At 58.0% G+C, this 21,445-nt stretch carries 24 protein-coding genes and 1 pseudogene; 17 read left to right on the top strand and 8 right to left on the bottom strand.

What is annotated here, in order from left to right; all coding sequences use genetic code 11:
• Nucleotides 1-44: 44 nt before the first annotated feature.
• A complete protein-coding gene (locus J6525_RS20010) occupies nt 45-1,019 on the bottom strand; it encodes an AraC-like ligand-binding domain-containing protein (RefSeq protein WP_225645967.1) in 975 nt (324 codons plus the stop codon).
• Nucleotides 1,020-1,623: 604 nt separating this feature from the next.
• On the opposite strand from J6525_RS20010, the gene J6525_RS47495 reads away from it, so the two are divergent.
• A complete protein-coding gene (locus tag J6525_RS47495) occupies nt 1,624-2,223 on the top strand; it encodes a TetR-like C-terminal domain-containing protein (protein WP_376708535.1) in 600 nt (199 codons plus the stop codon).
• On the opposite strand, the pseudogene J6525_RS20000 reads toward J6525_RS47495, so the two are convergent.
• The 5 genes and pseudogenes from J6525_RS20000 to J6525_RS19980 all read right to left on the bottom strand — a co-directional run.
• A pseudogene (locus J6525_RS20000) lies at nt 2,171-2,454 on the bottom strand (SDR family NAD(P)-dependent oxidoreductase); the annotation flags it as partial. The gene J6525_RS47495 and the pseudogene J6525_RS20000 sit on opposite strands and share 53 nt — an antisense overlap.
• Nucleotides 2,455-2,772: 318 nt before the next feature.
• Nucleotides 2,773-3,198, bottom strand: a complete 426-nt coding sequence (locus J6525_RS19995; RefSeq protein ID WP_225645966.1) for a DUF3775 domain-containing protein — start codon at nt 3,196-3,198, stop codon at nt 2,773-2,775.
• Between the two features lie 406 nt (nt 3,199-3,604).
• Entirely contained in the window at nt 3,605-3,955 is a 351-nt protein-coding gene (locus tag J6525_RS19990; protein WP_225645965.1) for a DUF5335 domain-containing protein, read from the bottom strand.
• Nucleotides 3,956-4,305: 350 nt separating this feature from the next.
• Nucleotides 4,306-4,590 carry a PCC domain-containing protein gene (locus tag J6525_RS19985; protein ID WP_225645964.1) on the bottom strand — a complete coding sequence of 95 codons (285 nt, stop codon included), beginning with the start codon at nt 4,588-4,590 and terminating at the stop codon, nt 4,306-4,308.
• Between the two features lie 365 nt (nt 4,591-4,955).
• On the bottom strand, nt 4,956-5,516 hold the full coding sequence (locus tag J6525_RS19980; RefSeq protein ID WP_225645963.1) for a type 1 glutamine amidotransferase domain-containing protein: 561 nt from the start codon (nt 5,514-5,516) through the stop codon (nt 4,956-4,958).
• A gap of 550 nt (nt 5,517-6,066) precedes the next feature.
• Here J6525_RS19980 and J6525_RS19975 point away from each other — a divergent pair.
• Together J6525_RS19975 and ku are read left to right on the top strand one after the other, a co-directional pair.
• Nucleotides 6,067-6,552 carry a DUF2267 domain-containing protein gene (locus tag J6525_RS19975; RefSeq protein ID WP_225645962.1) on the top strand — a complete coding sequence of 162 codons (486 nt, stop codon included), beginning with the start codon at nt 6,067-6,069 and terminating at the stop codon, nt 6,550-6,552.
• 64 nt (nt 6,553-6,616) lie between these two features.
• Nucleotides 6,617-7,486: a non-homologous end joining protein Ku gene (ku, locus tag J6525_RS19970; protein ID WP_225645961.1), complete on the top strand. Its 870-nt coding sequence runs from the start codon at nt 6,617-6,619 to the stop codon at nt 7,484-7,486.
• A 118-nt stretch (nt 7,487-7,604) separates the two neighbouring features.
• On the opposite strand, the gene J6525_RS19965 is transcribed toward ku, so the two are convergent.
• A complete protein-coding gene (locus J6525_RS19965) occupies nt 7,605-7,829 on the bottom strand; it encodes a hypothetical protein (protein WP_225645960.1) in 225 nt (74 codons plus the stop codon).
• A 333-nt stretch (nt 7,830-8,162) separates the two neighbouring features.
• Between J6525_RS19965 and J6525_RS19960 the strand changes: the two genes are divergently transcribed.
• The 7 genes from J6525_RS19960 (at nt 8,163) to J6525_RS19930 (ending at nt 14,126) form a co-directional block, all read left to right on the top strand.
• A complete protein-coding gene (locus tag J6525_RS19960; protein ID WP_057836313.1) occupies nt 8,163-8,342 on the top strand; it encodes a hypothetical protein in 180 nt (59 codons plus the stop codon).
• A gap of 136 nt (nt 8,343-8,478) precedes the next feature.
• A complete protein-coding gene (locus tag J6525_RS19955) occupies nt 8,479-8,898 on the top strand; it encodes a hypothetical protein (protein WP_225645959.1) in 420 nt (139 codons plus the stop codon).
• Nucleotides 8,889-9,350, top strand: coding sequence for a PRC-barrel domain-containing protein (locus tag J6525_RS19950; RefSeq protein WP_225645958.1), 462 nt, complete (start codon nt 8,889-8,891; stop codon nt 9,348-9,350). The genes J6525_RS19955 and J6525_RS19950 overlap by 10 nt, the downstream gene beginning before the upstream one ends.
• A gap of 258 nt (nt 9,351-9,608) precedes the next feature.
• The gene (locus tag J6525_RS19945; RefSeq protein WP_225645957.1) at nt 9,609-10,142 is read left to right on the top strand and encodes a hypothetical protein; all 534 of its coding nucleotides are present in this window, start codon (nt 9,609-9,611) and stop codon (nt 10,140-10,142) included.
• 273 nt (nt 10,143-10,415) lie between these two features.
• The gene (locus J6525_RS19940; RefSeq protein WP_225645956.1) at nt 10,416-10,844 is read left to right on the top strand and encodes an Hsp20/alpha crystallin family protein; all 429 of its coding nucleotides are present in this window, start codon (nt 10,416-10,418) and stop codon (nt 10,842-10,844) included.
• Nucleotides 10,837-13,272, top strand: coding sequence for an endopeptidase La (gene lon, locus J6525_RS19935; RefSeq protein ID WP_225645955.1), 2,436 nt, complete (start codon nt 10,837-10,839; stop codon nt 13,270-13,272). The genes J6525_RS19940 and lon overlap by 8 nt, the downstream gene beginning before the upstream one ends.
• A gap of 233 nt (nt 13,273-13,505) precedes the next feature.
• Nucleotides 13,506-14,126 carry an HdeD family acid-resistance protein gene (locus J6525_RS19930; protein WP_225645954.1) on the top strand — a complete coding sequence of 207 codons (621 nt, stop codon included), beginning with the start codon at nt 13,506-13,508 and terminating at the stop codon, nt 14,124-14,126.
• Between the two features lie 641 nt (nt 14,127-14,767).
• On the opposite strand, the gene J6525_RS19925 is transcribed toward J6525_RS19930, so the two are convergent.
• Nucleotides 14,768-15,553 carry a helix-turn-helix domain-containing protein gene (locus J6525_RS19925; RefSeq protein ID WP_225645953.1) on the bottom strand — a complete coding sequence of 262 codons (786 nt, stop codon included), beginning with the start codon at nt 15,551-15,553 and terminating at the stop codon, nt 14,768-14,770.
• A gap of 297 nt (nt 15,554-15,850) precedes the next feature.
• Here J6525_RS19925 and J6525_RS19920 point away from each other — a divergent pair, with 297 nt between their 5' ends.
• From J6525_RS19920 to dnaK, 7 genes are all read left to right on the top strand, one after another.
• Complete coding sequence (locus tag J6525_RS19920; protein ID WP_225645952.1) at nt 15,851-16,063, top strand: redoxin domain-containing protein; 213 nt, start codon at nt 15,851-15,853, stop codon at nt 16,061-16,063.
• A gap of 299 nt (nt 16,064-16,362) precedes the next feature.
• On the top strand, nt 16,363-16,671 hold the full coding sequence (locus J6525_RS19915; RefSeq protein ID WP_225645950.1) for a DsbA family protein: 309 nt from the start codon (nt 16,363-16,365) through the stop codon (nt 16,669-16,671).
• 194 nt (nt 16,672-16,865) lie between these two features.
• Complete coding sequence (locus J6525_RS19910) at nt 16,866-17,345, top strand: PRC-barrel domain-containing protein (RefSeq protein WP_225645949.1); 480 nt, start codon at nt 16,866-16,868, stop codon at nt 17,343-17,345.
• 21 nt (nt 17,346-17,366) lie between these two features.
• Nucleotides 17,367-18,017: a hypothetical protein gene (locus tag J6525_RS19905; RefSeq protein ID WP_225645948.1), complete on the top strand. Its 651-nt coding sequence runs from the start codon at nt 17,367-17,369 to the stop codon at nt 18,015-18,017.
• A gap of 185 nt (nt 18,018-18,202) precedes the next feature.
• A complete protein-coding gene (locus J6525_RS19900) occupies nt 18,203-18,859 on the top strand; it encodes a BON domain-containing protein (RefSeq protein ID WP_225645947.1) in 657 nt (218 codons plus the stop codon).
• A gap of 45 nt (nt 18,860-18,904) precedes the next feature.
• Complete coding sequence (locus J6525_RS19895; protein ID WP_225645944.1) at nt 18,905-19,375, top strand: Hsp20/alpha crystallin family protein; 471 nt, start codon at nt 18,905-18,907, stop codon at nt 19,373-19,375.
• Between the two features lie 149 nt (nt 19,376-19,524).
• Entirely contained in the window at nt 19,525-21,429 is a 1,905-nt protein-coding gene (dnaK, locus tag J6525_RS19890) for a molecular chaperone DnaK (protein WP_225645943.1), read from the top strand.
• The last annotated feature ends 16 nt before the right edge of the window (nt 21,430-21,445 follow it).

Below are 21,445 nucleotides of genomic sequence, written 5' to 3'. Positions count from 1 at the left end.
GATGGAGGTCGGCCACGATTTTCTCCCGAAAAGCGCGCCCAGGGTCAGGGCCGACCATCTTGCCGGGATTGCGCCGCTGCTTTCTGATACTCGCGCGGTGAAACCCCATAAGCCCCTTTAAAGCAGCGGCCAAAATGCGTCATGTCCGAAAACCCCCATCCCTGTGCAATTTCGGCTATGGTTCGATGGACTTGGTTGGGGTCTTCAAGAGCAAACCGGCAACGCGAGAGCCGTCGGGACAGAATGAGACGGTGAAGTGAGGAGTCCTGTTCGGCAAGAAGCGCATTGGCGTATCGGACGCTTATTCCAACGATATCGGCGACCTTCTGTCCGTCGAGGTCGGGATCGGTGAGCCTCGCTTCCACCACTGAACGAATCTGCCCCAGCAATAGCGCTTTTGGATTCGAGACGCGAACGGTAGCGCTCCCAATTGTTCTCGCAATGGATAGTCCGAGTAAGTCAAGCACGTGATTGCCGACCATTTCTTCTGTTATGGAAGCTGTCCTCCCAGCGAGCGACGGCAATTTTGCAGCGACCGAAAGCGCCAGATCATCGTCCGTCCGCTCGGCAGTCACGCGACGCCCGATCAACTCGCGGTTTGTACCGATCCGTGCGCGTAGCTCCCGGCGCGGAACCTTGATGAGGAGAGTTTTCGAGTCTGGCGAAAACTTCGCATCATAAGGCAACAGCGGCTCAAGCAGCATCAAAGAACCGGCGTCCAGGTTAACCTCGCGCGCGTTCTGGACGATAAGGACCCTGCCCGACAATTGGTAACACAGGAACAACGTGTCGGGGCCGGTGCGCTCGACGTGGGCCAAGGTGTGAGAGACCTGCATCGGTGAGTTGCTGAATTCAACCAGGTCCAGGTTGCCGAACTTCGCGGCTTTGATCTCGGCTTGGAATGTCAGGCGATTTTCCGGCACAGAGTCATGACCCACGATCTTCTTGCAGGCCAGGCTGTGCCAATAATCAAATCGGTCGCGGGGATGAACCGAGGAGGTCGAGAAGATAGTTTCCACGTGTTTGCCGTTCGTTAACCGTAGATCAGCCGACGAATTGATCCATGGCCGCCGATTGAAATCACAGAGCATCTGCTAGAAACAATCGCAACTCGAGACTGCGTTGTTGCACGTCCACTCTAAGGAAACTTAGTAGCTTTTCGCCGGAATGCGCAATAACGCGGAGGCTGCAGATTTGACGACCCACGATGCATCACCGTCAGACGTCTCGGCAGACAGAAACACCGCCAGTGGAGCCCGGAAACGTTTCGTTCCCGCGAGCCAATGTCCTCCACAAAAAGGATAGGAACAAGCAAACGTTGGGGTTCCCGCCCTTAAATCTAGCGGAGCCGAAGCGCGTAGTTTTCTCCACCCCACTTTACGCCAGATGCAGGTCGATCGATGGTTTGTGGTCGACAAACTGCTTGGTGTTGAGCGCTTGGCACACCGGCGCACAACTTGAGGCAAGTCTCCCGGCTGATCTCACTGAGTTCTATCTTTTATTCACGTCCCGTCCAAAGCCGGTGTCAAGGCAATGTAGAAGAGTCAGCACACGCGGCAACGTGATCGAAGTCGCGTGTCTGCGGAAGCAACCGGCCTTCCTCCTGAACGTGGGGCTGGATTTATGAACCGCGAACGTAGCTTCCACGTCGATGAAATGTTGTCGGCATCCTGGGATCAGCGGCTTGCAGTAGATCTCGCCTCAGAGGTAGAACATTTCTCCTCCGACAGGCGCTGCACAATTCCGGAATTGCGGACATTTTTCGCCATCAAGTGCTATCGCGACCTGCTCGCTAGGCTGACGACAGCACGGGAGGGCAAAACGTCCTTTGATGCTCTTAGGTCAGTTGCCCGAGAAATGCGACAATATGCGTTGGAGCGTCCCGCCTTGTGGGCTGCCGGATCGAGAACGTCCACAAGCGATTGCGCTGAGTGGAGGGCAAGCCACGGAGAACTTTGCGACCTCATCAAATCTGTTCTCGCCGAATGTGGGGTGCATGGGCGACACGCAGAAGACGCCTTGGATATGCTTCGGAGCTTAGTGCGCGGCTTTGCCGTGCATCAGATCCTAGGCTCATTCTTGGACGTCTATTCATATGACGAGAGCTTCGAAAGGGTAGTCGAGATATACGTAGCTGGGGTGGGGTCAATCGGGGCTGCTGCTGCTAGGGCTCGCCGGCGATTAAGACGGCCTTGCGCCCCTCGTTCTCGACCAACGCCTTGACCTCCTGCGCATCTCGTGCTCGATTAGATAGGCGATAAGAACCACCTTCGCGCGCATAGGCGATTGCCATCGCTCGTCCAATGCCGCTGTCGCCGCCCGTGATGGCGGCCCGCATGCCTTTCAACTTACCTGTGCCACTGTAACTGTGCTCGCCGTGATCCGGACGCGGGTCCAGCTTGGCGGTCCAACCGGGTGCTGATTGGGGTAAGGCGGCTTCGGATAGTCAGACAACATAAATTATCTCCACTTTCGCGTGCGCAAGTCTCCTTTTGATCGCGTGGGCGCGCCTCTGATTTTCAAGACATCGAGAGCGCATTAGCTGTTCATTGCCGCTTTCCACTCTCACCTCTCGAAGTGTCCTGCCTCGTCGATAAAATGTCCGGGTGCGATTTGTCATAGTACGTACGCGCTAATGGGTCTGATTTGGTCTCCGGTCTCCCGCGCTCCGCTGGGCCAACAGCGCGGATTCCGCGTTTCCAATCCGAGGGCTTGTTCGATCAGCTTGAGCTAATCTCACGACGCTCCTCTCGGCCACCATGATCGTGCTCGTCAGGGCGTGGGCGCCTCATCGCCCCAGGATATTCCGAACTTGTCCAGGCCCTCAGCCAGGAAATCGCCCAACAGCGGTTCGCCGAGCAGGTAGCGCACGGTCTCCCAACGCGGGTTGCGGTATTCGCTTCGCCGTTCGGCCGCCTGGCTACGCAGATCTTCCCACTCGTCGATCGTGCCATCGCCCCGTCCGAGCCACATCAACGCGACAAGGTCGATCTGTTCGTCCTCGTTCAATGCCCTGATGAAGCTCGCCAGCTCGGCAGCGACAGCGTCGCAACCATCGTCCTGCAAAACGTCGACTTCAGCATCATCAGTAGGATTCGATCCGGACTCTTCATCGGCCGGCAGGTCCTTGACATCAAACTCATGCGCTTTTTCGATCAGAAAGCTGACCTTTTCGCGTGAAACGGTTAGCTCGGACATCGCTTGCTCCTTAGTTGCGGGCGTTTCGATCAACGCGCTGGGCCACGAGATGATCCATGGCGCCATACCGCGGAAATGCGCCTGCCGGCCCTCCCGAGCGACACCTTCCACCAATCATCTATTGCGACCGATTGATAGATTCGTGGAGTTGAATGCCTGAGTCGGAGCTGTCTTCGTCTTGCAGCACTGTCAGGGCCCCTCGATCGCTTTCGACGGCTGAACCGGGCTGTTGCTGCGGCATCCCTTCCAAATTTCGCTTGTGCGAAGAGCCGCTTGAAACTATGACGACTGAGCATATGCTACTTCTGTTGGAGGGCGTCCGGGCTCTCATCGCGAGCAGACGCCCGATTGGATAATCGCGGCATAAAGCATGAGCATTCGTTTATTTCTTTGAATTGGTGTAAGATCAGCCCGCCCTTACCGCAGACGGCGCCGGCAGCATCAGAGGATTTCTGAGGACGACGATCTGACGCACGCCGTCCGCGTCGATAACCTCAAAGCTGGACAACTCCAGGCCTTCGCCTTCGATGTATATTTCTCTCGGTTTGCGGATCAGATGGTCGTGTCCTTCGAGCACGAGCGAGATTAGGTCGTCCTTTGGATCATAGGAAACCCCAAAGAACGGTAGCCAGTGCGCCTCGACCTGATCACCGAGCTTAAGCGACGTCACCTCGATCTCGGCATGTTTGCCGCCCAGTGCTTTTGAAATGAGATCGAAATAGACGCTCCACTGCGATTTTTCGAGCTTCTTTGCCATTGTTCGGAGTCTCCGAGTTAGATTCCGCCGGATTCCCCACGCCAGTAACTGGCAGCCCGTTTCTACGCGTTGACAACGATCAACTTTCCACAAACTTTGCCATGCCAACACAACGCATCCCGTCAAAGCGCAAGCTCAATCATCTCAAGAAGCGATCTCTGTTATCTATCGCGCGATAGCAAAGTTCGGCGCCGTCTTTGGCGAACGACGCCTCAGGCGGTTGACTTCCGAGTGCGGCTCAAGATCTCAGTAGCTCACTAATTTCTTGCGCATCAAGAACGACTGACTCAAAGCGCGATCAAACCCTCGATCACGAAAATGCAATGAATCAATGGCAGGTTCATCCTCGGTCAGAGATTGAGGAGAGCGATCGCGAGATCGGGGCGCTTTTTCCGCCGCGTCTGCTTGACCGTTTCGTTGATCGCGACTTCCAGCGGCAGCCGCACTGAACCTGACAGAAAGTGACCACCGCGCACCGAGCCATCCCGCAGACCAAGCACTGTGTGAAGGTGAAGGCTGGCCTTGCCGCTATCGCTCTCCGCCACATCGCCGATCAGGCTAAAGACATCGCAGCTCGTTGACAGCAGTGCGCTTGTAGCTCTTAGCCGCGAGCTCGAACCAGCCAACTTCGGCATGCACGAAGGCACCGATCGCCGTCACTGCGGCGCCGCTGACCTGCTCCTTGCTCGCGAAATCGGTGCTTCGACCCGAACGCCTCTTCCCTGGTCGAGCACGAGGACAAAGGTACGCTCCGAACCGACAGTGACGGACTTTGCTTTCATCTCTGATTCCTGAGCGCGTTTTGATCTAACGTCCGGCTGCGACTGCTCAGTTGATTGGCTCGAACGACGTCGTTCCCGCCATGGCGGTGAATTCGTATCTTTCGGACCGTTGTCATTGGCGCCTCCTGCGATTCCAAAGCGGGGCGCAAGCGGCCCCGGCGAGACGAGGTCGCCCCCGCTTCGGCCACTATTGCACCACAACGGCCGACACACGGTGGCTAGGCTACGTTTCGCCTTACGTGGCGGCCTTCCTTGACTTCCTCGATGATCTTCGCGCTGAACGCTTCGAGGTCACCGGGGTTCCGCGAGGTGATCACACCCTGGTCGACTACGACCTGGGAGTCCTCCCATTTCGCACCGGCATTGATGACGTCGGTCTTGATCGACTTGTAGGACGTCATCATCCGTCCCTTCGCGATCCCGGTCTCGATCAACAGCCACGGTGCGTGGCAGACCGCAGCGACGATCTTCTGGGCATCAAAAATCTCCTTGATGAACTTGAGGGCTTTCGGTTCGACCCGGAGCAGGTCGGGATTGATCTGCCCGCCCGGTAGCACGATAGCGTCGTAGTCCGACGATGAGACTTGATCGAGCGACTTGTCGACCTTCACCGTCCGACCCCAGTCCTTCATGTCCCACCCCTTGATCTCGCCAGTAGCCAACGAAATCACCTCGACGGTTGCACCCGCGTTCTTCAAACGGTCGCGAGGCACTTCAAGTTCGGATTGTTCGAAGCCATGGGTCGCCAGGATGGCGATCTTCTTGCCTTTCAGATCCATCAGGAAACTCCTTCAGAAGAGCTCCCCTATCAATCCGCTTTTCGTCCTATCGTTCCTGCGGCTTCAAACGCGGAATTTTTTATCTGATTGCGGTACGAAGCGATCGACTGTCCTGGCAGTGGCTAGATCATCACTCTTCGATGGCCGCGGTAGATGCTGTCCCATTGTTGCGTCGAGCACAAAGCCAACGGTCGCCGGAGTTTGGTTGCGCATGTGCATCTTTCCAAGTGGGTCCCCAGCGACGGCTTATCGTCCACTCCCCCCAAGTACTCCTAGCCAACCCGGTTACGACTATGCTGATACTTGTCAATTGAGCATAGAAATAATTCACCTGTGTATCCGTGCAGCCTCGTTCCGCATTGAACGTTGACTGCGTCGCTTATAGACGGGCAAGCCGGGTGAAACCTAGAACTCCTTGCAAGGCCGTCACTGCGCAGTGCTTACGGTCAGGGCGAATGCTCTGAATTGACGCCCATCAAGGCGCCCTAGGCGGTCGCGCGCAAAATCTTTGGGGGCGTGACCGGTCACTCGGGCTCGACCCGCATTTGGAATGTTCGCGTTCAATCCGGAAGGTGTGATCATGAGTTTGACCGGCCTAGAAGTGTTTGACGAAACGCTTCACAAGACGAACACGTGGCTCAAAGAAATCGGAGAGATGCTAGGCTCCGATCGTCACGAGGCCTATCAGGCGTTGCGAGTGGTGCTGCATTGCCTCCGCGACCGCTTGACAACCGATGAGGCGGCTCATCTCGGCGAACAATTCCCGATGCTAATACGTGGCATCTACTACGAGGCATGGCGTCCGGCCCGGAAGCCGGAAAAGATTCGGTCGCGGGACGAATTCCTAGCCTGGATTGACACGCGCCTCCCCAACACATCGCTCGTCAGCCGCGAAGATGCTGTACGTGCCGTCTTCAAGACCCTTGAGAACCATGTCTCCGCAGGAGAAATCGGCCACGTAGTTCAGTCTCTGCCGAAGGAGATCCGCGCGCTTTGGCCAGTCACCTGGGCGTCGTCTGGCCCTGTCGCAAAGTAGGCAGCCCAGCTAGAAAGTCGTTGCAACTAGCTGACACACGATAGATTTGCGAATGGAGAGTTTGATGGGTCCACGTGCTTACTGGAAGGGCAATCTGCGTGTGTCGCTAGTATCGTGTCCGATCCAGCTGTTTCCGGCGATCTCCGACCGCGAGAAAGTCCGATTTCATCTGATTAACAAGAAGACCGGGCACCGGATCAAATACTGCAAACTTGATGCCGAGACGGGCAAGCAGGTAGACACGCAAGACATCGTCATGGGCTACGAAGTCGGTCGGAGGCAATATGTCGCCCTCACCGAGGATGAGCTCAAGGCGATCGAGATCGAAGGGACGCATACAATCGAGATCGACCAGTTCGTGCCACGAAGCGAGATTGACGATCTCTATTTGAGTCGTCCCTACTATATGACCCCGGCGGGAGAAATCGGCCGGCAGGCGTACGTGGTCATCAGAGAGGCAATCAGGAAAGAGGGTATGGTAGCGCTCGGCAGGGTCGTGCTCACGACGCGCGAACATGTGATGGCGGTTGAGCCGCGTGGCAAGGGCCTGTTGGGCGTGACGCTGCGATATCCCTATGAAATCCGGGACGAAAGGGATTATTTCGGTGATCTGCCAGAGGAGAGAGTACCGAGAGAAATGCTTGAGCTAGGGAGGAAAATACTCGCGATGAAGGCTGGTCACTTTCATCCCGAACAATTTGAAGATCACTACGAACGAGCCCTACGAGCGTTAATTAAGAGGAAACAACGCGGCGAAAAGATCGATAAACTAAAGGAGCGGCCCTCGGCTGAGGTTATTGACCTGATGGATGCATTGCGCCAGAGCGCAGCAGATGGCCGCAGCACGCCTTTAGCGCATCATCAGCGTGTCACTAGAAGATCCAAGCAAGTCGCGGCGAAACGGTCGTCGATGCGGGCCAGGAGGGCAAGCTAATTGGCGTCGCAGCGATATCTGCGAGGGCACTTAGCATCGCCTCCGAAGACCATAGTGCCGGCGTCGACAAGCCCCGCGCGATGTGGCCTTGATCGATATCGCATGGCGGACGGGACCTTTACCGAGCACGACCGTCGGACGAGGGCCCGATGGTGCCCGCGAAAGACGGTGCATTCCCTGTGATTTGTGTCTGCTGACGCAGGTCCGCCGCAAACTCACGAAGCTGCCGCGCGCGCCTGCCGTTGTAGATTCGCGCCTCATAATCCGTAGCCAGATCAGCAATCAAGGCCGATTCGGCCGCCTGGACATCTATCTCATCGATCCGCTTCTGAATGTCCTGCATGCAACGCCTCAACTCGCTTTGGCTTCAGTGACTGGCAACTACTAAGAGTCCAACGCAGTCGGCAATTCAGTACTTTTACGTAGCTGCCTGTCCGGTCGATCATCGAGGGAATTAGAACTTCTCGATGATTATCTTTCCTCTGGTCGCGGCGCGCTGCGCTACGAACCAAACGCTGGAGGCGGAACGATCCTCCGGTTTACCTTGCCTTTTGCCAAAGCCAGTCGATGGTGGTTAGAAAACGATTGGTCGGTTTTGACAACCGTCAATGCCCATTGAAGTCTCCTGGACTAAATTGAACTCTCATGGACTAAGCAGGAAATCCGGAGTGGCAAGATGCTGATATTCGGTGAACCTCGCCAACTTGATGATGGACTGCCACGCAAGACCGAGGATGACATCCAGCAGGAGTTGCTTGGACCTCGTGGTGTTCCCGGCAAGCCATCGCCGGCAAAAATGACGCCGCAACGCGCGAAGAAGACGCCGACATATCTGGATCCACCGCACACGGCCTAGCGTTGGTGATTTGCGCTCCGCCATTCAATTCCCGCACAAACCTTGACGATGGTCAACGCCAGGCCTGCCGTTCCTTGCGAGTACAATCGCCGACGCACGACGGCCGACGCCGGGTCCCGATCCAAGAGATAATATCATGAAGAGACCTCTTTTTGCAGTCACCGTCACCCTTGCACTTCTTGGCAGCGCAGGTTTTGCCGCTGCCCAGAAGGCCGATACCGCCCAAGCTGATCTGACGTCGAGTCCGCAACAGATAATTAGCCGGGGACTTGGGTGCTCGTCATCACAGTCCGCGCCCGGCGGCACGCAACCGCAGGACGGCACCAAGCGTCCGAACTCGATGAACGCGCAAGCGCTTCCCAACTACGTCACCGATCAGGTGCCGGAGGTCACAAGCCTTCTCTTTGTGAAGCTGCCCGACCGGATCGTGTTGATCAATCCCGATACGAAACTCGTGACCGACATTGTAGGGGAGCCAAATGCCAGCGGCTCGAGCTCCGAGAACATCGTCGTTCGTTCGGGCTGTGGCGCCGGTACCGTACCCCCATGCTCGTAACGCGCAAACACCTCTACGGCACTCGACGGAAGCCTCCCCAAGGAGGGCTTCCTTCGCCATGGCTTGCTGCGGTTGCCGTTGTCCTCTGCTGTTTGCCGGGGCAATACTCGGCGGCGCAACCAGTCGGGCTTGTTACGCTTGACGTCAACGAGGTCGCGAACGGTTATCCCGCCGAGACGCTGAAGTTGAAGATAATCGTCAATGACAAGAACGAGACGATCGGGAAGATCAACGATTTCATCTTCAGCAAGGATGAACGTATCTTCGCCGTGCTTTCCGTGGGCGACTTCATCGGCGCCGGACCCCGCTTGGTCGCCGTTCCGTTCAACAGTTTGAAGCTGGACGATTCACGCGGCTTCATCGTGCTTCCGGGAGCAAATCGCGCGGCATTGGAGAAACTGCCTGTTTACCTGTACAACGCGCAACCTCGGGCATCCTCGTCCACGCGCTGATGCGGTCGCGCACCAATCAGTAGACGATGCCCGGCGCTCCACGAGCACGCAGCGAAGTATCCGCCCACGGGTCACGAAGGTTGAACGGAAATTGAGCGTTGTCAATGCGGAGCCCCGTTCTATTCGTAGTCTTGCATGATCGGCAGTATCCTCCTGCCGGTGCCCCCTCCCCGGGGGCTCCTCCCCCGACTTGGACCGCCGGCGAAATCCGAGCGGTCCTTCTTCTTCGGCGTGCTAGCGACGTCTTGCGAGGTCATCATGATCAAGGACATCTTGCTTCGGTTGGATGGGACAGCAGGAGACTTCGCGCGGCTGGCCGCTGTCAGACGGATCGCCGCCGGGCTGCTATTCAACGTCTTGCCGGCGGCTATATCAGATTTTGTCCAGGATGCAGGGTCTAGCGGACCGGCAAAACTGCCGCGCGATGCAAGGAAGGCCGGCGACGCCGTCGATACCGCTTCGCTCGTGCCGCCGATACCTTCGTGGCGCTTCGCCCTGAACGGCCAACCAAACGAACCGCGGGGTCTGATCGAAGAACTCCTCTACGGTGCGGGACGTCATCTGTTTCTTGTTCCGGAGGACGAGAAAACCATGGCGCCCCTCGATCACGTCGTGGTTGCCAGGAACGGAAGCCGGGAATCTGCGCGCTCTCTGTCCGAATCCCTCTCCTATCTGCAGCGAGCGAGGAAAGTTTGGCTTCTCGTGGTGGAATACGAGCGGCCGGCCCAGACCGATGGCCGAGGAGCAACGATGCCGCGCAGCATCTGCGGCATCACGGCATCAACGCGGTAAAGTATCGCGCGGTCGGGGAGGACAACGAAATCGCCGACATCGTGATCGAAGAGTGCCGGCGACTGGACGCCGACCTTCTCGTGATGGCAGCTATGGCCACTCGCGCTTGCACGTATTCTTGCCAGGCAGCACGACTTCACGACTCCTGCATCATTCACCGGTACCACTGGTCATCGCCCACTAGGACGATGCCGGATCGCTGCCGGTTGACGATCGTCAAGGTCACCTCTGGAGTTGCGTCATAGGCTCGACGGGCACGCGCACGAGGATGACATGGCCGCCGTCGATCCAGGAACTCTTATGTGGGCCACTGCCTGCGAAATGATTGAGCGCGCCGAGCGCTTGCATCGTCAATTCTTCCAGCCGATCACCGCCATCGCTTCCGCAGCCCGTTGGGAGCCGCCAATTGATATCATTGCGACGGATTCCGAGGCTCGAATAACGGTCGCTCTTCCCGGCGTCGACCAGGACGACTTGAATGTGACGATCGACGATGATGGCGTTTTGGTCGTTGGCCTTCGCCGTCAGGGCACGATCCCGCGCGATGGCACCGCGGTCCGTCTCGAAATCCCCTACGGGACATTCGAGCGCCGGGTTGCGTTTCCGACTAAGGGCCTACGGTTCGGTCAATCGGAATACCGCAACGGATGTCTCGTGCTGGCCTTCTTCAAGCAATCTATAGAAGGATCGATCGATGGTTGACGCATCCAAACGCGAATCCGGCACCACGACCGATCAAAACCAGGCTGGTGTGCCCGAGGATGCAATCATCATCTTACCGATTCGCAGTACACTGCTGTTCCCCGGTGTCGTGCTGCCTTTGACGATTGCCCGGCCGTCGTCCATCGCTGCCGCACAGGAAGCCGTCCGCAGCGGCCGCAAAATCGGTCTGCTGTTACAGAAGGACCCCACCGTTGAGGAGCCGGGGCCAGAGGATCTGCGGCACGTCGGTACGGTGGCCGAAATTCTGCGCTATGTCACTTCCGAGGCGACCCACTATGCGATCTGCCGCGGTATAAACAGATTCCGCGTCAAGGAATTTCTTTCCGGTTTTCCCTACATCGTAGCGCGCATCGAGGAAGTCGGCATATCAGAGGTGATGACCCCCGAGGTCGAGGCGCGCATGAATCTGCTCAAGATGCGCGCCCGGGAAGCGATCCAGTTGCTACCGAATCTGCCGCCGGAAATTTCAGCGGCGATTGAAGGTCTGGATTCGCCGTCCGTGCTCGCCGACTTTCTCGGCGGCATCATCGATATTCCTGTAGGCGAGAAGCAGGATCTGCTAGAAACCTTCGACGTAACCCAGCTTCTCGACAAGCTGCTCGGGCTGCTGGCGAAGCGAATTCAGGTCCTGCAGCTTTCAAAGGCGATTGGCGAACAGACGCAACAGACCCTTTCGTCGCAGCAGCGCGAACACATTCTTCGCGAACAGCTTCGCCAGATTCAGAAGGAACTAGGCGACGACGACGCCAAGTCCATTGAACTGAAGGAACTCAGTGACAAGATCGACAAGGCCGGGATGCCGAAGGAGGCCGAAGAGCAGGCCAGGCGGGAATTGAAAAGGCTCGAACGCATGCCGGAGGCCGCGGCAGACTATGGGTTGACGCGAAGCTACCTCGAATGGCTGACCGAGCTGCCTTGGTCGAAGCTAGATCCGGAACAGATCGACATTGTCGAAGCGCGGCGAATTCTCGATGACGATCACTATGGCCTTGAGAAGGTGAAGCGGCGAATTCTTGAACACCTTGCTGTGCGCAAGCTCAATCCGGAAGGCAAAAGCCCAATCCTCTGCTTTGTCGGCCCTCCCGGCGTCGGCAAGACCTCGCTCGGCCAAAGCATCGCCCGCGCCACGGGACGCAAGTTCGTGAGATTGAGCCTCGGCGGCGTCCATGACGAAAGCGAAATACGCGGACACCGCCGAACCTATCTCGGTGCGTTGCCGGGTAACGTTATCCAATCGATCCGGAAGGCAGGAACGCGCAACCCGGTACTGATGCTGGACGAGATGGACAAGCTGGGTGCGGGATTTCACGGCGACCCGGCGGCGGCGCTGCTCGAAGTGCTCGATCCCGAGCAGAACGCGGCGTTTCGCGACAACTACCTTGCGATTCCCTTTGATCTCTCCAAGGTCATGCTGATTGGCACCGCCAACGTTATCGACAATATCCCGGCCCCGGTGCGCGACCGCATGGAAATCATCGAGATGCCGGGTTACACTGAGGAGGAAAAGCTGGCAATCGCCAAACGCTATCTCCTCGCGCGTCAACTGAAATCCGCTGGTCTAACCGGCGAGCAATGTGAGATCTCGGACGACGTCATTACAGCCGTCATCCGCAACTACACGCGCGAAGCCGGCGTGCGCAACTTGGAGCGCCATATCGGCGCCATTTGCCGGCACGCGGCTATGCGGATAGCCGAGGCGAGCGTCACACGCTTTATCGCCGCGCCGACGGACCTTTCTGCCATTCTGGGGCCGCGGCGTTTCGAGCAGGAGGTCGCGATGCGAACTAGCGTGCCCGGCGTCGCTACTGGCCTCGCCTGGACTCCCGCCGGCGGCGATATTCTCTTTGTCGAGGCGACCAGCATTCCCGGCCGGGGCAAACTGATCCTCACCGGTCAGCTGGGTGCGGTGATGAAGGAAAGCGCGCAGGCGGCACTCTCCCTCGTCAAGTCGCGCGCCATTGAATTTGGCATCGATACGATCGCGCTACAGAAATCCGATGTCCACGTTCACGTCCCGGCGGGCGCCATTCCCAAAGATGGCCCAAGCGCGGGCGTGGCTATGTTTCTGGCACTGACTTCGCTTCTGACCCGCCGCACGGTCCGGAGCGATACAGCGATGACCGGCGAGATTTCACTGCGCGGCCTGGTCCTCCCGATCGGTGGCGTGAAGGAGAAAGTGCTCGGCGCGCTGCAGGCAGGGATTACCACGATCATGCTCCCTGCCCGCAATCGAAGGGATATCGAGGAGGTCCCTGAAAATGCGCGCAACCGATTGCGCTTCATATGGCTTGAGCGGGTCGACGACGCGATTGATGCTGCGCTAAATCGCCCGGAGACGCTCGATCCCCGTTTCGAGGAAACACCACAGGTAGCGCCCGCGGAACGGCAGGCGGCGCGTTCCCGATAACCAGCACCTTCTGGAAGACATACCAGCCACGTCACCTATCTATGGGCTCTGCCGGTGATGGATCATCGTGGGGCAGCGGGTACCCAGCGCCGCGAGCTTTTCGAAAAGACTACCCGAGCCAAACCACTGACGGGCGTCAATGCATCCCTTGGGCGCATGGAATAGGAGAATTATGGTGCGGAGGCAGCGACACTTCAATTTGGTCGGAAACTAGGTGCACTTGGGAGAATGTCATGGCGAGTAGCACAGTTAATTCCGGTTTCGGCACCGAGTCCACCTCGGCGAGCGAGAATTTGGCTCAGAATTGGTGGCTGTTCCTGCTGCGAGGCATTTTAGGAATCCTTTTCGGCGTTGTTGCGCTGATCTTTCCCGGCCCAACGATGCTCTCCCTGGTACTCCTGTTCTCGGCTTACACACTTGTCGATGGCGTTGCTGGCATTATCTCGGCCGTAAGGGCGATCCAGCGCAAGGAGGAGCGGTGGGGATGGCTGATCTTCGAAGGCGCTGTCAATATAGCCGTAGCCATCCTTGCCTTTCTGTGGCCCGGCATGACTGTTCTGGCCTTCGTGTTGCTTGTTGCCGCCTGGTCAATCGTCTCGGGCGCGTTGATGACGGCCGCTGCTTTCCGGCTGAGCGTCAGCCACGGCAGGTGGTGGCTCGTTCTGGGCGGATTGTTGTCCGTCGGCTATGGAGCGCTTCTGGTCGCCACGCCGCTCATCGGGGCGATCGTTCTGACATGGTGGATGGGGGCCTATGCCATCGCATTTGGCTTCGCGCTTGTCATCCTATCCTTCAAGCTGCGGCTCAGACAGAACCAACAGATCAACCGAACGGTTGCCCGAACGGCCGCTTAATAGAAGCAGGCAACGGCATTAATGTAAGAATAGTGGATCGCCTCAGCGCGGTCGCGCGACCCAAGCCAAGTTCTGGTACCATGCCCTACGAGGCATAGTTACAATGTGACTGTGATCGATCACGAGGCCTACGGCCATCGATTGACGGTCGCACCAGATAAAAGGCGAGACGATCGTTTCCTTACGACGTGTCGATGCCCACGGGACGAGCTGTCTATCTCGACGACCGTGAGCTAGCCCGCCACTGCATGGAGCGACTTTTGCGCTCGGCGAAGTTCGACTCCGTCACCTTCGAGCATCCGGCCGCGTTCCTCACAGTTGCGAAACCGATCGAGGCGGGTTGCCTCTTGCTCGATATCCGGTTGCAAGGCATGGCGAACTGGGGCCCAGCAACGCCTCAGACGCGATCTCCGGTAATCGTAGCGACCGCTTCGGGCGATCGATTTCCTTGAGAAGCCATACAGCGAGCGTACGCTGCTGAGTACGATCGAGATGACCATTGCGACAGGCAGGCAGTCCGATTACAACAACGAGGTTGCGGACGCAGCACGGCGCGCGAGCGGCAGGTGGCTGACGGCTTGATGGACGGTCACTCCAACAAGGCGCTCGTGTACAATCTCGGCCTCGGCGATGGTCGAAGTTCAGCGCGCGTATGATGGACCGGCTTGGCATGCGCGAGCTCGCGCAAGCCCTTCTTTTGAGAAATCACTTCGACGCTCAACAGGCTTAAGAGATAGAGTTAGGCCCCGGCTCCCTGGTTCGCCAATATGGTCTTCCAGCGCAGCGCGGTTCAGGATTTTGACCGTACGCTTGCCCGCCAGCCTAATGGCACCCCGCTGCTGCAGATTGGTGAAGGAGCGACATACCGTCTCGACCGAAACCGCGAGGTAGTCAGCGATATCGTAGCGCGAGACGGGCAGCACAACCTGTCCATCTTCGTCCGAGGAACGACGGTCGAGGGAAAGGAGAAAGGAACCGACCTTCTCGAGTGCGGTGACGCCGCCAACAATCATCAACTGGGCCTGGGATCTGCCTAACGCCCGGAAGGCTACGTCGCGGAGCTCGCGCGCAAACTTCGGATCACGCTCGGCCAGCTGTTCGATCCCCTCGCCGGGATAGCTGGCAAGCGCCGTCTCGTCCACAATCGCTTCGATGGCGACCTCGTCCCCGTCGCCTCTCACAAAGAAGAAGTCTCGGGGCAGCATCAGATCAAGGATTTGCCGCCGGCCGTCAGCTCTGAGCGCGCACCTGCGAACCGCCCCGGCAATGACGCAATACCATTGACCGGCGGAACTCACACTTCGTGGAATTTTCTGACCACGATTGCAAAGCACAATCTTGGCGAATGCATCTAGCTGCGTCAACGAATGGGCCTGCCTCGAAAGAATCCGCCGATAGTAGTCTGCCGCGTGCGCGCTTTTTTTCATGGTTTCAACCCTTTTCGAAGGTCGCCGGCACTATCTGGCTCCATAAGCAATCCAGGATGCCCCCGTTCCAAAGATTCGAGGGATTTGCGTACCGTAAAATTACGTAACGCCGGCCGGATCAAGGCGACGCAGCTCCGCAGCCATGTTGAAGATTTGGACATCACACAATTGACGGCAATCAACGAAGCAAGTGGCTCATTCCTCTAAAACGGCATCGATTCAATTCGAGCCGCAAGTCACGTACCAGGAAGACGATGTCATTCACCCTGAGCCGCGGGTATCGTCGCGCCGAGCCTCATGCTGCATGTCAGCCCCGACCAAATGCTCACGTTGTCCGATCTCAGGGGCAAGCCTGTCATTCTGGCGTTCTACCCAGCTGACTGGAGCCCAATCTGCGCCGATCAGGTGACGCGATATAACGATCTGCTTTCGGACTTTCACAAACACGGCGCGGAAACACTCAAATTTCCGTCGACGGAGTTCGGTACCACGCGGCGGCCTTCGCTGTGACCGGTGCATTTGCATTTTCCCTTGCTCGCTGACTTCGAGCCCAAGGGCGCAGTAACAAAAAGATGCAGCGCCTATCGTCATAGCGACGGCGTTTGTGAGCGTTCACAATTCGTCCTTGGCCAGCGAACGATCGCGTGGAGCTATTGCTGACCGGTTGCGCTCAATCCCGGCGAAGATGGCATTCCCGCGGACCGCCCCATGCTGGGATAAGTCTCCTTGAGTATGGCGACCATCAGTGACCATTTTGCGCTTCGGCTTGTGACGTCATCGACCAACTGGAATCGAATTTCGAAGGATAGATGCGATTTGTCTTCCGCCCTTTTCCGCTAACCGAAGTTCATCCCTATGCCGAGGTCGCGGTCAAAAGCGCCGAATTCTCCGATGCGAGGGGCCTCTACTGTAAAATGCATGTGTTTCGAAACCAAGTAATTCTGAGTGTTCCGACGATCATGCCAATTGCCGAGAAGCTCAGGCTTTCCGAGACAATGATGCGCCATGTTCTCGAAACGGGACAGTTCAGATGCAAAGTACGGCACGACTTCATGGGCGGTGTACGCGGTGGCGTAAACGGCACACCGACCCTTTTTCATCAATGGTGTCCGTCATGAAGGTCCGTTTGACTTCGCGTCCCTGACCTCGGCAATTCAAAGCCCCCTACAGCCGATAGCCATGCCTGACAAGCCAACAGGTCGACGTTGGACGTGCCCGAGCGATTAGCGGTCCGCCACATTGATAACCGTCATCGCCGTTGCCGGGATTGAGGGTTTAATTCTGCAGTGATGATCAAGCCCAGGAGATACCCATGATTGCATTCAACAGACTTGGAGCCTCTCTTGACTCTGACACCCGCACCGCATCGCCGCACTCACCTAGTCACGCCTTGGCAGCGCACAGGACCGCTCCCGACTGGATGATTTGGTTTGCGCTCGCGTCGATCACGGCATTGACTACCACTCCGGCACTTCCGCAGGCCGGCGTAAGTCTCATCAAGGTCGACTTCTCGGTTGTGGCCAATGGCTACCGCATGAGCAAGCTGCTCGGCAGCAACGTTATCAACGACAAGAACGAAAAGATCGGGACCCTCGATGATGTCATCGCGGACAAGAAGCAAGTGAACTTTGCTGTGCTGCAGGTCGGCGGGTTCCTCGGCGTCGGCGGCCGCCTGATAGTCGTGCCCTATGAGAGCCTCGCCATCGACGACAACGGACAAAAGATCACCTTGCCCGGCGCATCAAAGGAGGAACTAAAGAAGCTGACGGAATACCATTATAAATCGTCCTAGTCGGACAGGAGCGCGCGTCCGATGTCCGGACCTTCCGATGTCCTTGACCAGCTCCGCACACGAGAGGTGACGGGCGTCTTCCATTCCCGGAGAGCGCTCGACACCGCCGCCCAGGATTTGTTGTCCTCGGGATTTGACCGAGCCGACATCGACATCAGCGCCTCGCCCGATGAACAGCAACGGCGGCTAAACTATCAGGTTATTCCGGCCGCCGACCTTGCCGACATACCGGCAGCGGCGCGGAGGCCCTACGTAGGCGGAGACGATCGGCTTGGCCTCGAAGTCGTCACGGCCAGCGTGGTCGGCTGCGTTGTCGCCCTTGTCATCGCGCTCTATCTCATATCGCGCGAAATAACGCCACCGAGCGTTATCCTCGTTTCTGTCCTCGGCGGGATCGTCGCGGCCGCTGTTGCGATACGTCCGCTGCGACGGGTGATGCAGCGTGACCGGGTTCGCGGATTGGAACCTGCCGCCGAATGGGACGGGTTGCTGATCTGGGTACGGGTTCAGTCCCCGGAGAAGGAAGCTTTGGCACAGGAAATTCTGCTTCGCCACGGAGGAGAGGCCGTTCACATCCACGAAATCGATATCGCCAAAACGACCGACGATCTCCCGTTTCACTCGCTGCGGCCCGATCCGTGGTTAGGGAACGAACCCTTGGGGCGGCCATAGCTCATCGTTCGTTGGAGCCAGCATTGCGAAGCACTCTCGGGAAACGGCTTCATCGACCGCACAAAACCTTGTGAGGAAGTTGATGGTCGTCATGGCCGCCTCCATTGGCCAGCATAGATTCCAACTCTATCGTCAAAAATGATGTGAGACAGTTTACCGAGCCTCGTGCAGACCAGGAGAACAACATGAAATCCGACAGCGAAATAGAGCGCGATGTTCGGGACGAACTGAAATGGGATCCCGATCTGAATGCCGACGATATTGCCGTGTCAGTCAAGGATGGTGTCGTCACGCTAGCGGGATTCACCCACAGCTACACCGACAGGCTTGAGGCCGAGACAGCCGCGAAGCGGGTCGCCGGTGTTCTTGCCGTCGCAAACGACATCGAAGTGCGGCTACCAGCGATCGACCAACGTCCGGATCCCGACATCGCCCGAGACGCAGTTGCCGCGCTGAAGTCACAACTTCCAATTTCCCACGACCAGATAAAGGTCATCGTCAAGGATGGCTGGATCACGCTCGAAGGCACGGTGGAGTGGCGATACCAGAAGACCACCGCAGACGCGGCGGTCCGCAAGGTCAAGGGCGTGAAAGGCGTCACCAACGTCATTACACTGAAGCCCAAGGTCCAGCCCACCGACATCCAGCGCAAGATCCAGGATGCCTTCAAACGAAGCGCCGAGGTTGATGCGGAGCGCATCAGCGTGGACGTGAGGGGCAGCGAAGTGGTGCTGGAGGGCACCGTTCGCTCCTGGATCGAGCGCGAGGAAGCCGAACGTGTTGCATGGTCGGCGCCCGGCGTCACAAAGGTCGAAGACCGGATTGTCGTCCGGCCTTACTAGTCCTCCCCAAGCCAGCAGAACTTCACTCAAAGAAGGAGAATTGCAATGAGGTTAAAATCACTGGTCCCGTTTGGAGATGCGGGCGCATTGATGCGACCCGATTTCGGGCTGTTCGGTCTGCATCGGGAGATCGATCGACTTTTTAGCGAGTTCGCGCAAGGCATCGGCCCGAGCGGCAAAGCGAACATCGTGCCGAACATCGAAATTTCCGAAAGCGACAAGGCGATCGAAGTTACAGCCGAGATGCCCGGACTCGAGCGCAAGGACGTCGAGATATCGATCGAGGACGACGCTCTCACCATTCGTGGCGAGAAGAAGGTCGAAGAACAACAGAAGGACAAGAACGTCCAGCACAGCGAGCGCAGCTACGGCGTGTTCTATCGCGTGCTGCAATTGCCTTCCGGTATCGACCCTTCGAGCGTTCAGGCAACCATGTCGAACGGTGTGCTGAAGATTACGATTCCGAAGCCTGCCAAACCGGAGCCGAAGAAGATCGAGGTCAAGGAAGCCGCCTAGCCCCGCGGCTGCGGGGCGCGCAAATCGTTCTCCTCCCGGCGCTTTGCGCGTCCCGCTCAACCTGCTGATGCGAAATCACACCAACACGTCTGGCGGTCGACGACCGCTCCGCAACCGAGCCAGCGCGACTACATCGAAAGGAGCCAGTCATGGCGAAAGCAATCGGCATCGATCTCGGGACCACCAATTCCTGCGTCGCCGTGATGGAAGGAAGCAAGGCCAGGGTCATTGAAAACGCCGAGGGCGGCCGCACGACGCCGTCGATGGTCGCTTTCACCGATGAAGGAGAGGTCCTTGTCGGGCAACCCGCCAAGCGGCAGAGCATCACCAATCCGGAGAACACCGTCTACGCCATCAAGCGGCTAATCGGGCGGCGCTATGACGACCCGATCACGGCGAAAGACAAGGGTATGGTTTCTTATCACATCGTGCCCGGCGACAACGGTGACGCATGGGTCGAAGTGAGGGGCAAGAGGTACAGCCCAAGCCAGATCAGCGCTTTCATCCTGACCAAGATGAAGGAAACTGCCGAAGCCCATCTAGGAGATAAGGTAACGCAGGCTGTAATAACCGTGCCTGCCTATTTCAACGATGCCCAGCGTCAGGCAACCAAGGACGCCGGACGGATTGCCGGCCTCGAGGTACTCCGTATCATCAACGAGCCGACCGCGGCCGCGCTGGCCTACGGCCTGGACAAAAAGGGCAGCGGAAAGATCGCCGTTTACGATCTCGGCGGCGGCACATTCGACGTTTCCATCCTTGAGGTTGGAGATGGCGTGTTTGAGGTGAAGGCTACCAACGGCGATACCTTCCTCGGTGGCGAAGATTTCGACAAGCGCATCATCGACTATCTGGCAGACGAATTTCGCAAGGAGAACGGCATCGATTTGCGCAAGGATCGCCTTGCACTACAGCGGCTCAAAGATGCCGCCGAGAAGGCCAAGATCGAGCTCTCGAGCGCCACCCAGACCGACGTCAACTTGCCCTTCATCACGGCCGACCAGAACGGGCCGAAACATCTCAATATCAAGCTCTCCCGGGCGAAGCTGGAGGCGCTGGTCGACGATCTGATCGAGCGCACCGTCGGACCCTGCAAGGCAGCGTTGAAGGATGCCGGGCTGCAGGCGTCCGACATCAACGAAGTGGTGCTGGTTGGCGGCCAGACCCGCATGCCGAAAGTGCAGGAAACCGTGCAGAACTTGTTTCAGCGTGAACCGCACAAGGGCGTCAACCCGGACGAAGTGGTCGCGATCGGCGCCGCAATTCAGGCCGGCGTGCTTCAGGGCGACGTCAAGGACGTGCTGCTGCTCGACGTGACGCCACTTTCGCTGGGCATCGAGACGCTGGGCGGCGTTATGACCAAGCTGATCGACCGCAATACAACCATTCCGACCAGGAAGAGCCAGGTATTCTCAACTGCGGAAGACAACCAGACGGCGGTCACCATTCGCGTCTTTCAGGGCGAACGGGAAATGGCAGCCGACAATAAGCTGCTGGGGCAATTCGACCTCGTCGGGATTCCGCCGGCACCCCGCGGCGTGCCACAGATCGAAGTCACCTTTGATATCGATGCCAATGGCATTGTCAATGTCTCCGCCAAGGACAAGGCCAGCGGCAAGGAGCAAAGCATCCGGATCCAGGCCTCCGGTGGTCTTAGCGAGGCGGATATCCAGAAGATGGTCAGGGAAGCCGAAGCCCACGCCGAGGAGGACAAGCGCCGCAAGGAACTCGTCGAAGCACGCAACCAAGCCGATGCGGCGATCTACAGCACTGAAAAGGCCCTGAAGGAATCGGAATCCAAGATCCCTGCCAATCTCAAGAAGGAGGTCGAACAGGCAATCTCCGATGCAAAGCAGGCCCTCACGGCCGAAAACCCGCAATCGATTCGCCAAGCGACGGATCGTTTGCAACAGACCGCCGCCAGGATCGGCGAGGCACTGAACCGCGCCGCCTCGCAAGGCGCCGACGCGCAGGCGTCGTCGAGCGGAAGCGGTTCTTCCGGTGAAGACGTCGTCGATGCCGAATTCGAGGAAGTCGACCCGCGCGACCGATGAGCATCGTGAAGCGCGA

It is taken from the genome of Bradyrhizobium australafricanum (assembly GCF_020329495.1).
Lineage (GTDB): Bacteria > Pseudomonadota > Alphaproteobacteria > Rhizobiales > Xanthobacteraceae > Bradyrhizobium > Bradyrhizobium australafricanum.
This window is presented reverse-complemented; position numbering and strand designations above follow the sequence as displayed.